This is a genomic window from Streptomyces sp. NPDC048671 (assembly GCF_055587045.1).
This window is the reverse complement of record NZ_JBVJHB010000022.1, coordinates 1-18030: the sequence shown is the minus strand read 5'-3', so window position 1 is coordinate 18030 and position 18030 is coordinate 1. Positions and strand designations below refer to the sequence as shown.

General features: G+C 67.0%; 13 protein-coding genes. 7 read left to right on the top strand and 6 right to left on the bottom strand.

Annotation, left to right across the window (positions count from 1 at the left end):
• Positions 1 to 168 precede the first annotated feature (168 nt).
• The 7 genes from ACZ6S6_RS33760 (at position 169) to ACZ6S6_RS33730 (ending at position 11501) form a co-directional block, all read left to right on the top strand.
• On the top strand, positions 169 to 2583 hold the full coding sequence (locus tag ACZ6S6_RS33760) for an ABC transporter family substrate-binding protein (protein ID WP_469708788.1): 2415 nt from the start codon (positions 169 to 171) through the stop codon (positions 2581 to 2583).
• Between the two features lie 506 nt (positions 2584 to 3089).
• Entirely contained in the window at positions 3090 to 4961 is a 1872-nt protein-coding gene (gene typA / locus ACZ6S6_RS33755; protein WP_362955691.1) for a translational GTPase TypA, read from the top strand.
• A 644-nt stretch (positions 4962 to 5605) separates the two neighbouring features.
• Positions 5606 to 7246, top strand: a complete 1641-nt coding sequence (locus ACZ6S6_RS33750; RefSeq protein ID WP_469708786.1) for a peptide ABC transporter substrate-binding protein — start codon at positions 5606 to 5608, stop codon at positions 7244 to 7246.
• A 171-nt stretch (positions 7247 to 7417) separates the two neighbouring features.
• Positions 7418 to 8350, top strand: coding sequence for an ABC transporter permease (locus tag ACZ6S6_RS33745; RefSeq protein ID WP_362956078.1), 933 nt, complete (start codon positions 7418 to 7420; stop codon positions 8348 to 8350).
• Positions 8343 to 9293 carry an ABC transporter permease gene (locus ACZ6S6_RS33740; RefSeq protein WP_362955685.1) on the top strand — a complete coding sequence of 317 codons (951 nt, stop codon included), beginning with the start codon at positions 8343 to 8345 and terminating at the stop codon, positions 9291 to 9293. Before ACZ6S6_RS33745 ends, ACZ6S6_RS33740 begins: the two co-directional genes overlap by 8 nt.
• Before the next feature lie 11 nt (positions 9294 to 9304).
• The gene (locus tag ACZ6S6_RS33735) at positions 9305 to 10363 is read left to right on the top strand and encodes an ABC transporter ATP-binding protein (RefSeq protein WP_362955682.1); all 1059 of its coding nucleotides are present in this window, start codon (positions 9305 to 9307) and stop codon (positions 10361 to 10363) included.
• The gene (locus ACZ6S6_RS33730; RefSeq protein ID WP_362955679.1) at positions 10356 to 11501 is read left to right on the top strand and encodes an ABC transporter ATP-binding protein; all 1146 of its coding nucleotides are present in this window, start codon (positions 10356 to 10358) and stop codon (positions 11499 to 11501) included. The genes ACZ6S6_RS33735 and ACZ6S6_RS33730 overlap by 8 nt, the downstream gene beginning before the upstream one ends.
• A gap of 144 nt (positions 11502 to 11645) precedes the next feature.
• On the opposite strand, the gene ACZ6S6_RS33725 is transcribed toward ACZ6S6_RS33730, so the two are convergent.
• The 6 genes from ACZ6S6_RS33725 to ACZ6S6_RS33700 all read right to left on the bottom strand — a co-directional run bounded on the left by ACZ6S6_RS33725 (position 11646) and on the right by ACZ6S6_RS33700 (position 17872).
• On the bottom strand, positions 11646 to 12524 hold the full coding sequence (locus tag ACZ6S6_RS33725) for a hypothetical protein (RefSeq protein ID WP_469708783.1): 879 nt from the start codon (positions 12522 to 12524) through the stop codon (positions 11646 to 11648).
• A gap of 256 nt (positions 12525 to 12780) precedes the next feature.
• Complete coding sequence (locus ACZ6S6_RS33720; RefSeq protein ID WP_469708781.1) at positions 12781 to 13629, bottom strand: MbnB/TglH/ChrH family RiPP precursor modification enzyme; 849 nt, start codon at positions 13627 to 13629, stop codon at positions 12781 to 12783.
• Positions 13630 to 13785: 156 nt separating this feature from the next.
• Positions 13786 to 14340 (bottom strand): hypothetical protein, encoded by a 555-nt coding sequence (locus ACZ6S6_RS33715; RefSeq protein WP_469708779.1) that lies wholly within the window; start codon positions 14338 to 14340, stop codon positions 13786 to 13788.
• A 402-nt stretch (positions 14341 to 14742) separates the two neighbouring features.
• The gene (locus ACZ6S6_RS33710; RefSeq protein WP_362955668.1) at positions 14743 to 15828 is read right to left on the bottom strand and encodes an ABC transporter ATP-binding protein; all 1086 of its coding nucleotides are present in this window, start codon (positions 15826 to 15828) and stop codon (positions 14743 to 14745) included.
• Positions 15829 to 15854: 26 nt separating this feature from the next.
• Positions 15855 to 16820: an ABC transporter ATP-binding protein gene (locus ACZ6S6_RS33705; protein WP_362956075.1), complete on the bottom strand. Its 966-nt coding sequence runs from the start codon at positions 16818 to 16820 to the stop codon at positions 15855 to 15857.
• 71 nt (positions 16821 to 16891) lie between these two features.
• Complete coding sequence (locus ACZ6S6_RS33700) at positions 16892 to 17872, bottom strand: ABC transporter permease (RefSeq protein ID WP_362955666.1); 981 nt, start codon at positions 17870 to 17872, stop codon at positions 16892 to 16894.
• Between the last annotated feature and the right edge of the window lie 158 nt (positions 17873 to 18030).

Genomic DNA, 18030 nt, shown 5'->3' with positions numbered 1-18030 from the left:
CACGGGTGAGGTTCGGGGGTCGTTGCGCCGTGTCTGCGGCACCCCTCGCGCGTGGCCGCTTTCAGTGGATGGGCGGAACCAGTGTGATCAACTGCAAATGCCACCAAACACGCATAATCCGGTCCATTCGGCTACGGGTGGTCCGGGCCGTCTCCGGAGGTATCAGCCATGTCCCACGTCGGCGTCCCGCGCGGGGCAGCCCGAAAGCGCCGCTCGCTCGCGCTCTTCACCACGGGTGTACTCACGCTCCCCGTACTGGCCGGCTGCAGTTCGGGCGAGAAGGAGGCCACCACCGCCGTCGTCCCGCAGGACGTCGCACCCGCGGCCCGCACCCAGGTCGCGGACGGCGGCACGGTCAACTGGGCGATCGACGCGATGCCCGCCACCCTCAACGCCTTCCAGGCGGACGCCGACAGCGCCACCACCCGCATCGCCGGCGCCCTCCTGCCGACGCTCTTCCCGCTGGACGCCAAGGGCCGGCCGCAGCTGAACCCGGACTACCTGGAATCCGCGAAGGTGGTCGGAAACGAGCCCAGGCAGGTCGTGCTCTACCGGCTCAACCAGCAGGCGGTGTGGAGCGACGGCCGGGAGATCGGGGCACCGGACTTCGTCGCCCAGTGGCGGGCGCTGAGCGGCAAGGACTCCGCGTTCTGGACAGCCCGCAACGCCGGGTACGAGCGCATCGAGAAGATCGAGCGCGGCGCCGACGACCTGGAGGTCAAGGTCACCTTCGCCAAGCCGTACGCGGACTGGCGCTCCCTCTTCTCCCCGCTGTACCCGAAGCAGGTGACGGGCTCCCCGGACGCGTTCAACGACGGAGCGCGGTCCACGCTCAAGGCGACCGCCGGACCGTTCCGGCTGCGCGGTGTGGACAAGGAGACGGGCTCCGTCACGCTGACCCGGAACCCGCGCTGGTGGGGCAGTCCGGCCAAGCTCGACTCGCTGGTCTTCAAGGCGGTCAGGCCGCAGGACCGCACCGAGGCGCTGACCGAGGGAAAGATCGACGTCGCGGACATCGACGCGGCGGCGGCCCACCGCATCGTCCAGGCCGCCCGGGACGCCGGCAACAGCGGGGCGCCGCCCGCCCACGGCCCCGGCTCCGAGATGACCCCGGCCGCGGCCCTGCGGTCCTGGGCACTGGCGCACGGCTCCGACGAGGACGCGGCCGCGGAGGCGCAGTCCGACCGGGACGAGAGGGCCCGTGCCGCCAAGGCGTACGCCACCGAGCAGAACGATCTGCGCGGCTACGTGGTCCGCAAGTCCCTGGAGCCCGCGTACACCCAGCTCGCCCTGAACGGTGAGACCGGCCCGCTCGCCGACGACCGGGTACGCCGGGCCGTGGCCCGCGCCCTGGACCGCCAGGCGCTCGTCGACACCGTACTCAAGCCGCTCGGCCTGCCCGCGAACCCGCTCGGCAGCCACCTGGCCCTGGCCGGACAGCCCGGTTACAAGGACAGCAGCGACGCACTCGGCAGCCAGGACACCAAGGAGGCCCAGGCGCTGCTGGCCGACGCGGGCTGGACGCGGGAGGGGGCCCTCAAGAAGACGGACGGCACCAAGGCGGGCAGCGAGGGCGAGAAGCAGACGGACAAGGAGAAGGAGAAGAAGGAGGGGGACAAGAAGGCCGAAGAGAAGACGGCCGAGGAGAAGAAGAAGGCCGAGGACAAGGAGAAGGCCGAGGAGAAGAAGGCCGAGGAGAAGAAGGACGACGGCAAGACCGACAACGCCGCCCGTCGCGAGCCCTCCAAGGACGACGGCCTCTACATCGTCGGCGACGACAGCAAGCCCGGCGAGGCCGAGGGCGCCTTCACCCGCGCCATCGCCCCGGCCCCCGCCGCCGCCGTGCAGAGCGCCGCGCTGCTGCGCCAGGCCGGACACCTGGGCGAGACGGGCACCTCGGAGGACGCCCCGGCCAGGATCACCGCCCAGGACCGGCAGCCCGGTGGCGCCGCCGGCGCCTACGCACCGGCCGGCACCGCGGCGCCCGCCCAGGCCCCCGACTCCGCCCGCGGTCCCCTCGGCAAGGACGGCACGCCGCTGTCCCTGCGGTTCGTCCTGCCCTCGGGGCCCGGCTCCGAGTCGCTGCGCAGCGTCGGGGACAAGATCGCGGCGATGCTCGACACGATCGGGATCCGTACCGAGATCACCAAGGTCTCCGACGAGAGCTACTTCCGGGACCACGTCGCGTCCGGTGACTACGACCTGGCGCTCTACTCCTGGCCCGCGACCGCCTATCCGGCCACCGACGACCGCCCGATCTTCGCCAAGCCGGTGCCCGCGACCGACGGCTCGCTGCTCGTCGAGCAGAACTACACCCGCGTCGGCACGGACCACATCGACCAGCTCTTCGACCAGGCCGCCGGGGAGCTCGACGAGGGCTCGGCCAGGGACCTGATGAAGAAGGCGGACGCCAGGATCTGGGCCGCCGCTGGATCGATTCCCCTCTATCAGCGCCCGCAGCTCGTCGCGACCGACAAGAAGCTGGTGAACGTGGGTGCCTTCGGCTTCGGGGTGCCCCACTACCAGGACATCGGGTTCAAGAAGCCGCAGGCGGCCGGCGCCCCCGCCAACCCCAGGAAGTAGCAGGTCAGCGCAGCACCGAAAGCTCAGAACCAGCTCAATTCCCTTGCCCGCCGGCCCGCCGGCGGGCAAGGCTGTGTGCACCCGCTGACCCGGGTAGCCGCTCCGCCGCCCGGTCCCGGGGCCCCAACCCCGGCGATCGCGGCGCACCGGCATCGCTCCGGGCTCCCCCTCGGAGCCGCGGGCTTCGGAGCCCCACCTCCGAGGTCGCGCGCGCCCCGCGTCCGCGCGGACTCTCCCGCACACCGTGTCCGCGCTCGACCGGCGCCCGGGGGTGGCCCGGGACCGACTGAGCCGGGGGCCGCGTGGAGCTCGGCGGGGAGGTTTCGGCGGCCGCGAGCGGGGCCGCGCGCCCGTCCTTGTGGCCGGTAAGGCTTGCCCGGGAAGCCGCAGGGGCGCCCGGCCCGTACCATGGGACTAGCCGTGGCGCGTCCGCCCGGCGGGCGTACGAGGACTCAAGACCGACTAAGACGCCTGAATCCCCGATCCGAGAGAAGCGCAAGCCACCCATGCCCACGCGCCACGATATCCGTAACGTAGCCATCGTCGCCCACGTCGACCACGGCAAGACCACGCTGGTCGACGCCATGCTCAGGCAGGCAGGCGCCTTCGCCGCGCACGCCGCCGAGAACCTCGACGAACGCATGATGGACTCGAACGACCTGGAGCGTGAAAAGGGCATCACGATCCTGGCCAAGAACACGGCCGTCAAGTACCACCCCAAGGATGGCGGCGACGTCATCACCATCAACATCATCGACACCCCCGGCCACGCCGACTTCGGTGGTGAGGTCGAGCGCGGCCTGTCGATGGTGGACGCGGTCGTCCTCCTGGTCGACGCGTCCGAGGGCCCGCTCCCGCAGACCCGCTTCGTGCTCCGCAAGGCGCTGACGGCCAAGCTGCCGGTCATCCTCTGCATCAACAAGACGGACCGCCCGGACTCCCGGATCGCCGAGGTCATCGACGAGACGTACGACCTCTTCCTGGACCTGGACGCCGACGAGGACCAGATCGAGTTCCCGATCGTCTACGCCTGCGCCCGTGACGGCGTCGCCTCGCTGACCAAGCCGGAGGACGGCCAGGTCCCGCCGGACAGCGACAGCCTGGAGCCGTTCTTCAGCACGATCCTCTCCGCCGTCCCGGCCCCGGAGTACGACGAGGAGGCCCCCCTCCAGGCCCACGTCACCAACCTGGACGCCGACAACTTCCTCGGCCGTATCGCGCTCTGCCGTGTCGAGCAGGGTGAGCTGCGCAAGGGCCAGACCGTCGCGTGGATCAAGCGTGACGGCTCGATGTCCAACGTCCGCATCACCGAACTGATGATGACGGAGGCGCTCACCCGCAAGCCCGCCGAGAAGGCCGGTCCGGGCGACATCTGCGCGATCGCCGGTATCCCGGACATCATGATCGGCGAGACCCTGGCCGACCCCGAGAACCCGATCGCGCTGCCGCTGATCACGGTCGACGAGCCCGCCATCTCGATGACCATCGGTGCGAACACCTCGCCGCTGGTCGGCAAGGGCGGCAAAGGCCACAAGGTCACCGCCCGTCAGATCAAGGACCGTCTGGACCGCGAGCTGGTCGGTAACGTCTCGCTCCGCGTCCTGGACACCGAGCGCCCCGACGCCTGGGAGGTCCAGGGCCGCGGTGAGCTCGCCCTGGCCATCCTCATCGAGACCATGCGCCGCGAGGGCTTCGAGCTCACGGTCGGCAAGCCGCAGGTGGTCACCAAGCAGGTCGAGGGCAAGACGTACGAGCCCATCGAGCGCATGACCATCGACTCGCCCGAGGAGCACCTCGGTGCGATCACGCAGCTCATGGCGAGCCGCAAGGGCCGCATGGAGACGATGACGAACCACGGTTCGGGCTGGGTCCGCATGGAGTGGATCGTCCCGTCCCGCGGCCTCATCGGCTTCCGTACGGAGTTCCTGACCCAGACCCGTGGCACGGGCATCGCGCACTCCCTCTTCGAGGGCCACGAGCCGTGGTTCGGCGAGCTGCGCACCCGTCACAACGGCTCGCTGGTGGCGGACCGCGCCGGCGTCGTGACGCCGTTCGCGATGGTCAACCTCCAGGAGCGCGGTGTCATCTTCACGGAGGCCACCACGGAGGTCTACGAGGGCATGATCATCGGTGAGAACTCGCGCGCCGACGACATGGACGTGAACATCACCAAGGAGAAGAAGCTCACCAACATGCGTGCGGCTTCCGCGGACACCACGGAGAACGTGGTGCCCGCCCGCAAGCTGTCGCTGGAGCAGTCGCTGGAGTTCTGCCGCGACGACGAGTGCATCGAGGTGACCCCGGACACCGTGCGTATCCGCAAGGTCGTCCTGGACCAGAAGGAGCGCGGCCGCTCCGCGTCGCGCGCCAAGCGCTGATCCTCTTGCAGGTGAAGGGGCCCGGCACCGCTCATCACGCGGTGCCGGGCCCCTTCGTCGCGTCCGCTGTGTCCGCCGTGTCCGAAGCGCCTGTCGTGCCCGCTGCGCCCTCGTCCGGGCGGAGGTTTCCGGCCCGGACCGGCGCCCCGGTCCGGAGGGCCTGAACAAGCCATGCGCGCCCGCGTATTGGCTTAGGGTTGAGCGGCCCGTAACCGGCAGACCGGAGTCCGCTTCCGGCGACCGGCCGGCCGCGCCGCCGCTCCGTGATTCGCCGGGTGCCGGGGAGGCCTACGGGGTCCGGCAGGTCAACCCGATTTTGGGGACCAAGCGTCCGGATATCGGGCGTCGCTCTCCGGAACATGTGTTAACAGTCCGTTTCGGGTGTGTCTGTCTGGGGTCATTTTGTCCGTATTTTGATCTACGGGGTTAGGGGATGTTGTCAAACCGAGACCCTTTAAGTGTGGTTTACAGCCCAGTCGTACTTAATAGTTGGCTCCATTGAGCTCGGGTCAATGGGTCACGCACTGTGGGGAGTGCCGACTCACGAGCACACTCAGGGCACTGAAACGATCACCGTCAGGGGTGTCGGTGTATCAATCCAGTGCCCTTCTTTTAGTCAAAAGTGGACTCATGAGGAGGAACCCATGCGTGGTGCCAAGAGCGCCAAGTGGGTCGCGGGAGCGGCCATCATCGCCCTGGCTGCGACCGCTTGTGGCGGCGGTAACGACGACGCCGACAAGGGCAAGGGCGGCGACAAGGGCGCCGTCAACGCCGACGGCATCTTCTCCGTCGAGGTCGGTGAGCCGCAGAACCCGCTGCAGCCGGCCAACACGATGGAGTCGAACGGCAGCATCGTCACCGACTCGATCTTCTCGCAGCTGGTCGACTACGACCCGTCCGGCAAGCTTGAGATGATCAACGCCGAGTCTGTCGACACCAAGGACAGCAAGCTCTGGACGGTCAAGCTCAAGAAGGACTGGAAGTTCCACGACGGGACCCCGGTCACGGCCGAGTCCTACATCAAGGCCTGGAACTGGGCCGCGAACATCAAGAACAACCAGACCAACGCGTCCTGGTTCGGCGACATCAAGGGCTACGGCGACGTTCACCCCGAGGACGCCAAGGCCAAGCCGAAGTCGGACGCCATGTCCGGTCTGAAGAAGGTGGACGACTACACGTTCACCATCGAGCTGAACTCGGCGCTGCCGTACTTCTCCTACAAGCTCGGCTACACCGTCTTCTCCCCGCTTCCCGAGTCCTTCTACGCGGACCCGAAGGCCGCCGGCGAGAAGCCGGTCGGCAACGGCGCGTACAAGTTCGTCAGCTGGGACCACAAGAAGCAGATCAAGGTCGTCCGCAACGACGACTACAAGGGTGCCGACAAGGCGAAGAACGGTGGTGTGATCTTCAAGAACTACACCACCCTCGAAACCGCCTACGAGGACCTGAAGTCGGGCAACGTCGACGTTCTGCGTCAGATCGGCCCGAAGGACCTCCCGGTCTACCGGGCGGACCTCGGTGACCGCGCGGTGGACAAGGCGTACTCCGCCATCCAGACGATCGCCGTCGCGTTCTACACCGACCAGTTCAAGAACATCGACCCGAAGGTCCTTCAGGGCCTGTCGATGGGCATCGACCGCGACACCATCACCAAGACCGTGCTCCAGGGCACGCGCGAGCCGGCCACGGGCTGGGTCGCCAAGGGTGTTCTCGGCTTCCAGAAGGACGCCGCGGGCGACGTCACCAAGTACGACCCGGCGAAGGCCAAGAAGCTCATCAAGGACGGCGGCGGCGTCCCGGGCAACAAGATCTCGATCCAGTTCAACGCCGACGGCGGCCACAAGGAATGGGTCGAGGCGGTCTGCAACAGCATCAAGCAGTCGACCGGTGTCAACTGCACCACCGACTCGAAGGCCGACTTCCAGGCCGACACGAACGCGCGTGACGCCAAGCAGGTCAAGTCCCTGTACCGCTCCGGCTGGGTGCTCGACTACCCGGTGAACGCGAACTTCATCTCGGACCTGTTCCGTACCGGCGCGGCCGGTAACCAGGGTGGCTTCTCGGACAAGGGCCTCGACGCGGAGATCAAGACGGCCGACTCCGCCGCTTCCCTCGACGACTCCGTCGCGGCCTACCAGAAGATCGAGAAGGAGCTGGTGAACTTCATGCCCTCCATCCCGCTCTGGTACTACAAGGTCAACGCCGGCTACTCGGAGAAGGTCCAGAACGTCGATTACGCGCAGGACGGCGACCCGATCCTGACCAAGATCGAAGTCAAGAAGTAAACATCCCGACGTAGTCCGCGCGCAGCCGCGGGACCGGTACTGAAAGACGGTCCGCGCCTGTCCGCACGCCGTGGCCGGGGGGCCCTTCCACACATCCGACGCACCCTCAGGGGGAAGTCCGGTGCGGGGGAGGGCCCGTCGGCTGCTGCTTGCCTATTACATGGAGGCATGATGGGGCGCTATGTCGCACGACGACTGCTCCAGATGATCCCGGTCTTCCTCGGGACAACCCTGCTGATCTTCCTGATGGTCTACACGCTGCCCGGCGACCCCGTGCGCGCGCTCTTCGGGGACAAGGGGGCAGATCCGGCCACTCTGGCGAGACTTCGCCATGAGAAGGGGCTCGATCTACCGATCCTTCAGCAGTACTGGAATTACATGACAGGCATCGTCCTGCACGGTGACTTCGGTGAGCAGATAGCCAGCGGACGTCCCGTCACGGACGTCCTCGGCGATGCGTTCCCCGTCACCCTCCGGCTGGCCGGTATGGCGTTCGTCATCGAGATCGTCATCGGTATCAGTCTCGGTACCCTCGCCGGCCTGCGCGCCGGCCGGCTCACCGACAATGTCGTCCTGGTCTTCACCCTGCTGATCATCTCGATCCCGGTGTTCGTCCTCGGCTTCATCATCAAGGCCGTGTTCGCCTTCCAGCTCGACTGGATCTCACCGAACGTGTCCAACGAGGCGAGATGGAGCGAACTACTGGCGCCCGCCATCGTGCTGGGCTCCTTGTCACTCGCCTACGTCGCGCGGCTCACGCGTACGACGATGGCTGAGAACCTTCGCTCGGACTACATGCGCACGGCCATCGCCAAGGGCCTTCCCAAGCGGCGCATCGTGGGTGTGCACCTGATGCGCAACTCGCTGATCCCCGTCATCACCTTCCTCGGCACCGACCTCGGTGCCCTGATGGGCGGCGCGGTCGTCACCGAGGGCCTGTTCAACGTGAAGGGCATCGGCGGCACGATCTACGAGTCGATCGTGAAGCGCGAAGGCACGACGCTCGTCGGCCTCGTCACCATCCTGGTGCTCGTCTACCTCCTCATGAGCCTCATCGTCGACCTGCTGTACGCGGTCCTGGACCCGAGGATCCGTTATGCCTGACGTGACCAAGACCGCACCCGCACCCGAGGACGCCAAGGCGCCCATCGCGGACCCGTCGGCGGTCGTCAAGGCCGAGAAGGCCCGCAGCCTCTGGGGCGACGCCTGGCGGGACCTGCGCAGCAACTGGTACTTCATCATCTCGTCGGTGCTGATCGTCATCCTGCTCGTGATGGTGGCCTTCCCGGGCCTGTTCACCAGCGCCTCGCCGACCCACGTCGACCTGGCGAAGCACTACCTGGGCAAGCCGGAGCTGGGCAAGATCGGCTCCGAGGGCTGGCTCGGCTACGACGGCCAGGGCCACAGTGTCTTCGCGCGTGTCATCTACGGCACCCGTGCCTCGGTGACCGTCGGTGTCTGTGTGACGCTCCTGGTGACGCTGTTCGGCGGACTGATCGGCATGCTCGCCGGCTACTTCGGCGGCTGGGTCGACGCCCTGCTCTCCGGGTTCTTCACCAACGTCTTCCTCGGCATCCCCTTCCTGCTGGGTGCCATGGTCGTGCTCCAGGCGTTCTCCGACCGGACGGTCTGGGTGGTCATCTTCGCCCTGGCGTTCCTCGGCTGGACCCAGATCGCGCGTGTCATGCGCGGTGCGGTGATCGTGATCAAACAGTCGGACTACGTGCAGGCCGCCAGAGCGCTGGGCGCGGGTACCAACCGGATCCTCTTCCGGCACATCCTGCCCAACGCCATGGCCCCGGTGATCGTGGTCGCCACCATCTCCCTCGGTGTCTACATCTCCGCCGAGGCGACCCTGTCCTACCTCGGTCTGGGTCTCGCCGACCCGACGATCTCGTGGGGCATGGACATCTCCGGTGGCGCCGCCCAGATCCGCGTCGCGCCGCACATCCTGCTGTACCCGTCGATCATGCTCAGCATCACCGTTCTGGCGTTCATCATGCTCGGCGAAGCCGTCCGTAACGCCCTCGATCCCAAGTCGCGATAAGGAGGGCGAACGTGACCACCATCGACAAGACAGCCGAAGTCCCGTCCCCGCGCAGCGGCGCCGACCACGTCGGCCCGCTGCTGGAAGTCCGTGACCTGCACGTGGAGTTCCACACCCGCGACGGTGTGGCCAAGGCGGTCAACGGAGTCAACTACACCGTGAACGCCGGGGAGACCCTCGCCGTCCTCGGCGAGTCCGGCTCCGGCAAGTCCGTGACGGCCCAGGCCGTCATGGGCATCCTCGACATGCCGCCGGGCAGGATCCCGCACGGTGAGATCCTCTTCCGCGGCCAGGACATGCTGAAGATGTCCAACGAGGAGCGCCGGAAGATCCGCGGCCAGAAGATCGCGATGATCTTCCAGGACGCGCTCTCCTCGCTGAACCCGGTCCTCACCGTCGGCTACCAGCTCGGCGAGATGTTCCAGGTTCACCAGGGCCTGTCCAAGAAGGAAGCCAGGGCCAAGGCCATCGGGCTGATGGACCAGGTCAAGATCCCGGCCGCCGCGGCCCGGGTCTCGGACTACCCGCACCAGTTCTCCGGCGGTATGCGCCAGCGCATCATGATCGCGATGGCGCTGGCCCTGGAGCCGGACCTGATCATCGCGGACGAGCCGACCACGGCGCTCGACGTGACGGTGCAGGCCCAGGTGATGGACCTGCTCGCGGAGCTCCAGCGCGAGTACAACATGGGTCTGATCCTGATCACCCACGACCTCGGCGTCGTCGCCGACGTCGCGGACAAGATCGCCGTGATGTACGCGGGCCGGATCGTCGAGACCGCCCCGGTCCACGAGATCTACAAGCGTCCGGCGCACCCCTACACCAAGGGGCTGCTGGAATCGATCCCGCGCCTGGACCAGAAGGGCCAGGAGCTCTTCGCGATCAAGGGCCTGCCGCCCAACCTGCTCCACGTGCCGTCGGGCTGCGCCTTCAACCCGCGCTGCACGAGGGCGCAGGACATCTGCCGTACGGACATCCCGGCGCTGACCGCGGTGACCGAGCAGGACGGCGCCGAGCTGGTCGGACGCGGCAGCGCCTGCCACTTCTGGAAGGAGACGATCCATGGCTGACCTCGAAAAGGAGCCCGTGGACGCCACCCCGAACGTCTCCGAGGTGGAGACGGTCGACGCGGGCACCGAGGCGGAGGCCGTAGCCGCCATCGACGCACCCGTGTCGCAGGGGGAGCCGATCCTCCAGGTCCGCAACCTGGTCAAGCACTTCCCGCTGACCCAGGGCATCCTGTTCAAGAAGCAGGTCGGGGCGGTCAAGGCCGTCGACGGCATCTCGTTCGATCTCTACGCGGGCGAGACCCTCGGCATCGTGGGCGAGTCCGGCTGTGGCAAGTCCACCGTCGCCAAGCTCCTGATGACGCTGGAGCAGGCCACCGCGGGCGAGGTCTTCTTCAAGGGCCAGGACATCACCAAGCTGTCCGGCCGCGCCCTGAAGGCCGTGCGCCGGAACATCCAGATGGTGTTCCAGGACCCGTACACCTCCCTCAACCCGCGGATGACGGTGGGTGACATCATCGGGGAGCCGTACGAGATCCACCCCGAGGTGGCCCCGAAGGGGGACCGCCGGCGCAAGGTCCAGGAGCTCCTGGACGTCGTCGGCCTCAACCCGGAGTACATCAACCGGTACCCGCACCAGTTCTCCGGCGGACAGCGCCAGCGCATCGGCATCGCCCGCGGCCTCGCGCTCAACCCCGAGATCATCATCTGCGACGAGCCGGTCTCCGCGCTCGACGTGTCGGTGCAGGCTCAGGTCATCAACCTGATGGCGAAGCTCCAGGACGAGTTCAACCTCTCCTACCTCTTCATCGCGCACGACCTGTCGATCGTCCGGCACATCTCCGACCGGGTCGGCGTCATGTACCTCGGCAAGATGGCCGAGATCGGTACGGACACGCAGATCTACGACCACCCGACGCACCCCTACACCCAGGCGCTGCTGTCGGCGGTCCCCGTCCCGGACCCGGAGGCCCGTGAGGGCCGCGAGCGGATCATCCTCTCCGGGGACGTCCCGTCGCCGGCCAACCCGCCGTCGGGCTGCCGCTTCCGCACCCGCTGCTGGAAGGCCGAGGCCAAGTGCGCCGAGGAGATGCCGCTGCTGGCCATCCCCGAGCGCTTCAAGACCTCGACGACGCCGGCCGCGCACGAGTCGGCCTGCCACTTCGCGGAGGAGAAGGACGTGGTCGGCGCGGCTTCGTAGCGTGGTCGCGCCGGTCAGACTGTGAACCGTTGATGCATGCGCTCGGTCGGGGTTTCCCGGCCGAGCGTTTTGCATGGGCCGGGCCGGGCCGGGCCGGCCCGGCACCGCCCTGATGACGAACGCCCGCCCGTGACCGGCCTGTTGTCACGCATGCGGAAGCAGCGTGTTCGATCGGATGACCTCGATGGCCGTGTTCAGGCAGTCGGACAGATCGGCCTGCAGCGCGGAGGGCATGCTCCCGACCCCAAGCCCGCAGGCCCGCACGGTGTCGGCACACCGCTGCAGTTGACGTGTGCTCGCGAGTTCCCTGAAGCGGTGGTGGGCCTGGCACTCCCGCGCGACGTTCCCGTCGACAGCGGTGGCAGCCCAGCGGTCGAGATCATCGAGGACGAGGCGTGCGACGGGATATGCCGTTCCGCAGATGTCCAGAACGGTTAGCCCGATACGGGCGTGAAAGACGGCCTTTCCCGGGGTTACCTCGGTGTGCTGCATGTTCTCGGCCATGAGCACGACCGGATGGTCGGCGGGGAGGTGGCCGGTTCCCGAGCACAGAGCCGACAGGCAGGACGTCACGTCCTGTTCCCAGGGTTCACCGGGGTGCGTTGATTCGACCAGGGCGCGGGCGGCGGAGTCAGCGCCCGAGGCGAGGCTCGCCAGGACGGCAATCTGACGGCCGTCGAGCATCCGGTCGTTCATGCCGCGGTGGGACTCGACGAGAGCGCGGGCTTCGCTCCAGCGCCCGCTGTTCGTGAAGATCCGGGAGCCGTCGGCCAGGATGGTCTTCCTCAGCCAGGCCAGTACTTCCTCACGGTCGAGGGGTGAAGCCACCAGCGAATCCGGAACCGTAATGCCTGCGATGAGGGCGGGCCTGCCATTTTCGACCGCCTCGTAGAGGGAGGTGATCTGGAGAAGCCCTTCATCCGGAGCACCCCCGCGGACGCGGAGGCGGGCCAGATTGACGACCGGAGTGAGCGCACTTATGGCTGATGTGGCGGGCAGCGGACAGGCATTCAGATAGGCCATGGCCTGTCGCCGGCATACTGAATCAGAGAGGTTGGGCAGGCCGACGTCAGAAAATATGAGAGCGATCTGATTGCAGACGATCGATGCTATGCGTTGATTTGATGTCCGCGCGGCGTTCCCGGTCGCGGCGACTATTCTGCGGACCCGCTCCGGAAGGGGTGGGCATACAGGGCGGAAGCGATCCACGAGTGGAAAACGACGGGATATTCTCTTAAATTCTTCCACGGGAATTCCTGACAACGTCGAGGGTTGGGTCTCAGCCGGCGACAGGGCGTGACGGGAAGAATATTTCGCGTGCCGTTGCAACCTCTGCGAGGATCTCGGATATGTCCGGGAAGTTCACATCGTGTTCGATGATCACATTCCGTGGATCGCACAGACCGGCTACGTGGGCGGACAGGTCCCATATCTCTTGCGCAATCAGTTCCGAATGGGTGTCCAGGAGCTTCCCCTCGGGATTCATCCAGGAGCCTGCCAGATGGATGTGCACCACCCTGTCCATGGGGATCAGCTTCACGTATTCGGTCGGTGAGAATCCGTAGTTGCGTGCGTTGACGAACAGGTTTGTCACGTCAAGGAGAATGAAGCAGCCTGTTGCGGCGACCAATTCTGACATGAAAGCGGCCCCGGACAGATGATCAGGAGACGGGCTGACGGAGTACGTCACGTTCTCAAGGGCCAGGGGGACGCCGATCTCTTCTTGGACCTGGTGCACGTTCCTGATGCAGGAGGAAAGGCTGGACTGGCTGAGAAATGGTGGGCAGAGATGGCCCGAATCCATTCCCGGCACATGCGTCATGGCCAGGTGTTCGCTGTGGTACGAGGCTCCACACCGTGACACCGCGTTGCGTATGAACCTCAGATAGTCCGAGTCGATGGCCCCCGCGCCGGCGACCGACATCGATACGCCGTGCGTCACCAAGTGATGCCGGTCCGCAAGAGCGTCGAGCGCATCCAGGGTGTCCGCATGCCGCCATTGATCGACCATGACTTCCAGCACGTCGATGTCCGAGCGGTGTTCCTCCAGCGAGAGCGCGAACTCGCGGCGGTATCCGATACCGACACCGTGGTGCGGGACAGCTGTTACGGGGGGGGGCGAGGTCATTCCGTTTCCCTTCTCTGCGGAGCGACATCCACGAGTGTCCAGAGAGCGCAGGCGCGACACGCGTCGCATCCTTCCGGTGACGCCCCCAGAGGGAAATCGATGGTTTCTGACACGTCTTCGAACATCAGCTCTCAGTCCAGGAAGCAGAACGGCCGCTCACTGAGCGGTCTCCGGGCCCGGATGCCAGGCCACCACGTCGAGACCGACGAGGTTGTCCATCAGCTCCGAGAGGGTTGCCCTCGGCAGGGAGCCCGAGGACGTGAGCTCCCGGCACATCTCCCCGCCCGTGTCCGGTTCCCCGAGGTGCTTCAGGACCTTGAGAGCGGGGGGAGCGAGCTTGAGCACTCTCGGTCGGCTCCTCCCCTCCGGAGCGGGGGCGACGAGCAGGTGTGTCCTCGCGCCGGGAGCCTGTTCGAGGTCGTACTTCCGGGATATCAGAGGAAGCGGGTCCACGGCGAAGGATCCCAGGAGGGTTGTCTTCGGCCGCCAGTACAAATTGCTTTCGGAGAAGTGATGTGCGCCCCCCGCGGTGTACTGCCGGGAATCCCTCGACCACGTCATCTCAAGGAACATGAGTTCCAACTGGGCGACTGCTGAGATTCCCTCTGGGAAATGATGGAACGGCGTCGAAAGTATGTCGGTCGCGGCTGCAGGTGTCCAGTGATCTATGTGTCGGTTTTTGTTGATTCTGCATTCGTGCTGGTCAGGCATGAGATTTTCGTGGGTTCCGGGGAAATGGGAGGTGATATTCCGGTGGGGCGGGGTGTCATGATATTGGGTATACTGCGGACATGCTGGCTATATGTAGTGGATCTTTCTTCGCGCATGGTGCGTGACTATCGAGGAATTTCGCATTAATCGTCCGGACACTGTGGTCCATCAGAGAAGAGTGGCAGTGATGGCGAGGGGGGCCAGTCAACGTGCGAGCCAAAAGAGGTGACGAACAACCGTGGTCCCAGCCGTATCGGTGGCCGCATACGGGGCCGCCTGAACTGGGCACGCGGAAGCGCCCGGAACCAATGGGTTCCGGGCGCTTCTTCCTATCCCTCGAACCGGGCTCGCAGGTGGCTCGGGTCAATGGGCCGACGTGCTCGGATTCTCGGGGCCGAGGTGTCAGGACCCGGCCCTGGGGCCTTCGGTGGCCCTGTCGGGCTTCGGTCCGGATGAGGCGTCACGGGCCTTCGGGACGGCCGGCACGGCCTGGGGGTCCTCGGGGTAGTGGCAGGCGGTCAGGTGCCCGTCCCGGCTGCCCTCGACCCGAACCAGCGGCGGCGCCTCGCTCGCGCACCTGTCCGTCGCCTTCCAGCAGCGGGTGCGGAAGCGGCAGCCCGAGGGAGGGTCGACGGGGGACGGCACATCGCCGGTCAGCCGGATGCGCTCGCGGGCCGGGACGTCGTCGGCGGTGACCTCGGGGACGGCGGAGAGCAGCGCCTTGGTGTACGGGTGGCGCGCGTTGCCGTAGAGGTCGTCGCGGTCGGCGATCTCCACGATCCGCCCCAGGTACATGACGGCGACGCGCTGCGAGAAGTGGCGCACGATCGCCAGGTCGTGGGCGATGAAGAGGAACGCGATGCCCAGTTCCCGCTGCAGCTTCTGCAGCAGGTTCACCACCTGGGCCTGGATCGACACGTCCAGCGCCGAGACGGGCTCGTCGGCCACGATGAGCTTCGGCTCCAGGGCCAGCGCGCGGGCCACCCCGATGCGCTGGCGCTGACCGCCGGAGAACTCGTGCGGGAAGCGGTTGAAGTGCTCCGGGTTGAGCCCGACGGTCTCCAGGAGCTCGCGCACCCGTGTCTCGAACCCGCCGGGCGGCTTGATTCCGTTGATTTCCATCGGGGCTGAGATGATCTTGCCGACCGTCTGGCGCGGGTTCAGCGACGCGTACGGGTCCTGGAAGATCATCTGGATCTCGGAGCGGATCGGCGCCAGCTGTTTGCGCGAGGCATGGCTGATGTCTTGCCCGCGGTAGGAGATCCGGCCGCCGGTCGGCTCCAGCAGCCGGGTGATCAGCCGCCCCGTCGTCGACTTGCCGCAGCCGGACTCACCGACCAGGCCCAGGCTCTCGCCCTCGGAGACGGTGAAGTCCAGGCCGTCCACGGCCTGGACCGCGCCGATCGTCCGCCGGATCGGGAAGCCGCCCTTGATCGGGAAGTGCTTGGTCAGCCCGGAAACGTCAAGGAGGGGATTGGTGCTGCTCATAGTAGGGAAGTCCCGTCTCTTGTACGTCAGTTGGGCCGGGTACCGGCGAAGTCGGCGAAGAACTCGATGCGCTGCTCCGCAGTCAGGTGGCAAGCGGACCCGCGCCCGCCCGACAGGCTCAGCAGCGGCAGCTCGGTCGCACACCGGGTGCCGCCGACCTGCTCGGTGAAGGTGCACCGGGGGTGGAAGCAGCAGCCCGTCGGCGGGTTGAGGAGGCTCGGCGGGGTACCGGGGATCGGCGACAGCGGTACGTCCACCGGCCCCTCCAGGGTCGGCATGGACCCCAGCAGGCCCCAGGTGTAGGGGTGCTGCGGCGAGCGCAGCACCTCCTTCTTGGTGCCGCGCTCCACACACCGGCCGCCGTACATCACCAGCACGTCGTCCGCGATGTCGGCGATCACGCCGAGGTCGTGGGTGATGAAGATGATCGAGGTGCCGGTCTCCTGCTGGAGGTCCTTGAGCAGGTCCATGATCTGGGCCTGCACCGTGACGTCCAGCGCCGTCGTCGGCTCGTCCGCCACCAGCAGCGCGGGGTTGCAGACCAGCGCCATGGCGATCATCGCGCGCTGGCGCATACCGCCGGAGAACTGGTGCGGGTAGTCGTCGACCCGCAGATCGGGCTGCGGGATGCCCACCTTGGTGAGCATCTCCACGGCCCGCGCCCGTGCCTCGCGCTTGGAGGCCCCGGTGTGCTTGCGGTACGTCTCACCGATCTGCTTGCCGATGGTGTGGTACGGCGAGAGCGAGGCCAGCGCGTCCTGGAAGATCATGGACATCTTGTTGCCGCGCAGCCGCTCCAGCTCCCGCTCCGAGGCGGTGAGGAGGTCCTGCCCGTCGAGCAGGATCTCGCCGTCGATCGTGGTGTGGTCGGGGTGGTGCAACCCGAGGATGGTCAGGTTGGTGACGGACTTGCCGGAGCCGGACTCGCCGACGATGCCGAGCGTCTTGCCCCGCTCGACGTCGAAGGACAGCCCGTCGACGGCCTTGACCATGCCGTCTTCGGTGGAGAAGTGCACGCGCAGATCGCGTACGGAGAGGAAGGGGGTGCTCACTGGATCTCTCCCTAGGCGAGGCGGACGCGTGGATCGATGAGGGCGTACACGGCATCGACGATGATGTTGAGGACGACGATGGCTCCGGCCGCCACCAGCACGACGCCGAGCAGCAGGGGCAGGTCGTTGTCTTTCACGGCCTTGATGGAGAGGGCCCCGATGCCGTGCAGTCCGAAGATCTGCTCGGTGATGATCGCGCCGCCGAAGAGGACGCCGAGGTCGAGGCCGAAGATGGTGACGATCGGGCCCATGGCCCCGCGCCAGGCGAATCTGAAGAACACCGTGCGCCGCGAGAGCCCCTTGGCGCGTGCGGTGCGGACGTAGTCCTCGTTCAGCGTCTCGACGAGCTGGGAGCGGGCCATGCGGGTGTAGTTGGCGGTGAAGATGAGCGCCAGCACCAGCCAGGGCAGCAGCAGCCCGTTGAACCAGCCGGCCGGGTCCTCGGTGAAGGGGACGTCCTTGGGACGGCTCATGATGTGCCACTGGTCGGCGAGGTAGTACATGGCGACCACGCCGACGATGTAGATCTGCATGGAGGAGCCGATCAAGGAGGCCGAGGAGGCCACCTTGTCCAGCATCTTCCCCTGCTTGACCGCGGCCAGCATGCCGGTGCCCACACCGAAGACGACGAAGACGACCGCACTGCCGATGGAGAGCGACAGCGTCGTCGGGAAGCGGTCCAGGATCGTGCCGAGGACCGGCTCACGGTTGTGGAAGGAGTAGCCCAGACACGGTGCGGGACAGTGCCCGAAGGAGGCGTAGTCCCGGCCGACGAACACGGCCTGGATCCAGTGCCAGTACTGCACGGGCATCGGGTCGGAGATGCCGAGGTTGCGTTTGACCAGCGCCAGTGTCTCCGGTGTGCACACCTTGCCGCAGGCCACACGAGCTGGGTCGCGGGGCGCGACGTAGAACAGGACGAAGGTGATGGCACTGATGATCAGCAGGATGACCAGTGCGCCGATTGCCCGGCGGATGAGGAAACGGAACATGGCGATGGATTTCCCTGGCAGACGCCGACGAGGGGGAGGGGGGCGGGGGGGGGGGCCGCCCGGGGGCCCCCCCCCCCCGGGGGGGGGGGGGGGGCGGGCCCAAAACGGTGTTTTAAATGGCCCGGGGGGAATGGGGGGGGAGAAAGGCCCCCCCCCCC

Bases quoted from the DNA above. Each gene is read 5' to 3' on its own strand.
- ACZ6S6_RS33730 (WP_362955679.1), top strand. From the start codon at position 10,356: ATGGCTGACCTCGAAAAGGAGCCCGTGGACGCCACCCCGAACGTCTCC.
- ACZ6S6_RS33725 (WP_469708783.1), bottom strand. From the start codon at position 12,524: ATGGCCTATCTGAATGCCTGTCCGCTGCCCGCCACATCAGCCATAAGT.
- ACZ6S6_RS33740 (WP_362955685.1), top strand. From the start codon at position 8,343: ATGCCTGACGTGACCAAGACCGCACCCGCACCCGAGGACGCCAAGGCG.
- ACZ6S6_RS33720 (WP_469708781.1), bottom strand. From the start codon at position 13,629: ATGACCTCGCCCCCCCCCGTAACAGCTGTCCCGCACCACGGTGTCGGT.
- ACZ6S6_RS33760 (WP_469708788.1), top strand. From the start codon at position 169: ATGTCCCACGTCGGCGTCCCGCGCGGGGCAGCCCGAAAGCGCCGCTCG.
- ACZ6S6_RS33710 (WP_362955668.1), bottom strand. From the start codon at position 15,828: ATGAGCAGCACCAATCCCCTCCTTGACGTTTCCGGGCTGACCAAGCAC.
- typA (WP_362955691.1), top strand. From the start codon at position 3,090: ATGCCCACGCGCCACGATATCCGTAACGTAGCCATCGTCGCCCACGTC.
- ACZ6S6_RS33745 (WP_362956078.1), top strand. From the start codon at position 7,418: ATGGGGCGCTATGTCGCACGACGACTGCTCCAGATGATCCCGGTCTTC.
- ACZ6S6_RS33715 (WP_469708779.1), bottom strand. From the start codon at position 14,340: ATGCCTGACCAGCACGAATGCAGAATCAACAAAAACCGACACATAGAT.
- ACZ6S6_RS33705 (WP_362956075.1), bottom strand. From the start codon at position 16,820: ATGGTCAAGGCCGTCGACGGGCTGTCCTTCGACGTCGAGCGGGGCAAG.
- ACZ6S6_RS33700 (WP_362955666.1), bottom strand. From the start codon at position 17,872: ATGTTCCGTTTCCTCATCCGCCGGGCAATCGGCGCACTGGTCATCCTG.
- ACZ6S6_RS33750 (WP_469708786.1), top strand. From the start codon at position 5,606: ATGCGTGGTGCCAAGAGCGCCAAGTGGGTCGCGGGAGCGGCCATCATC.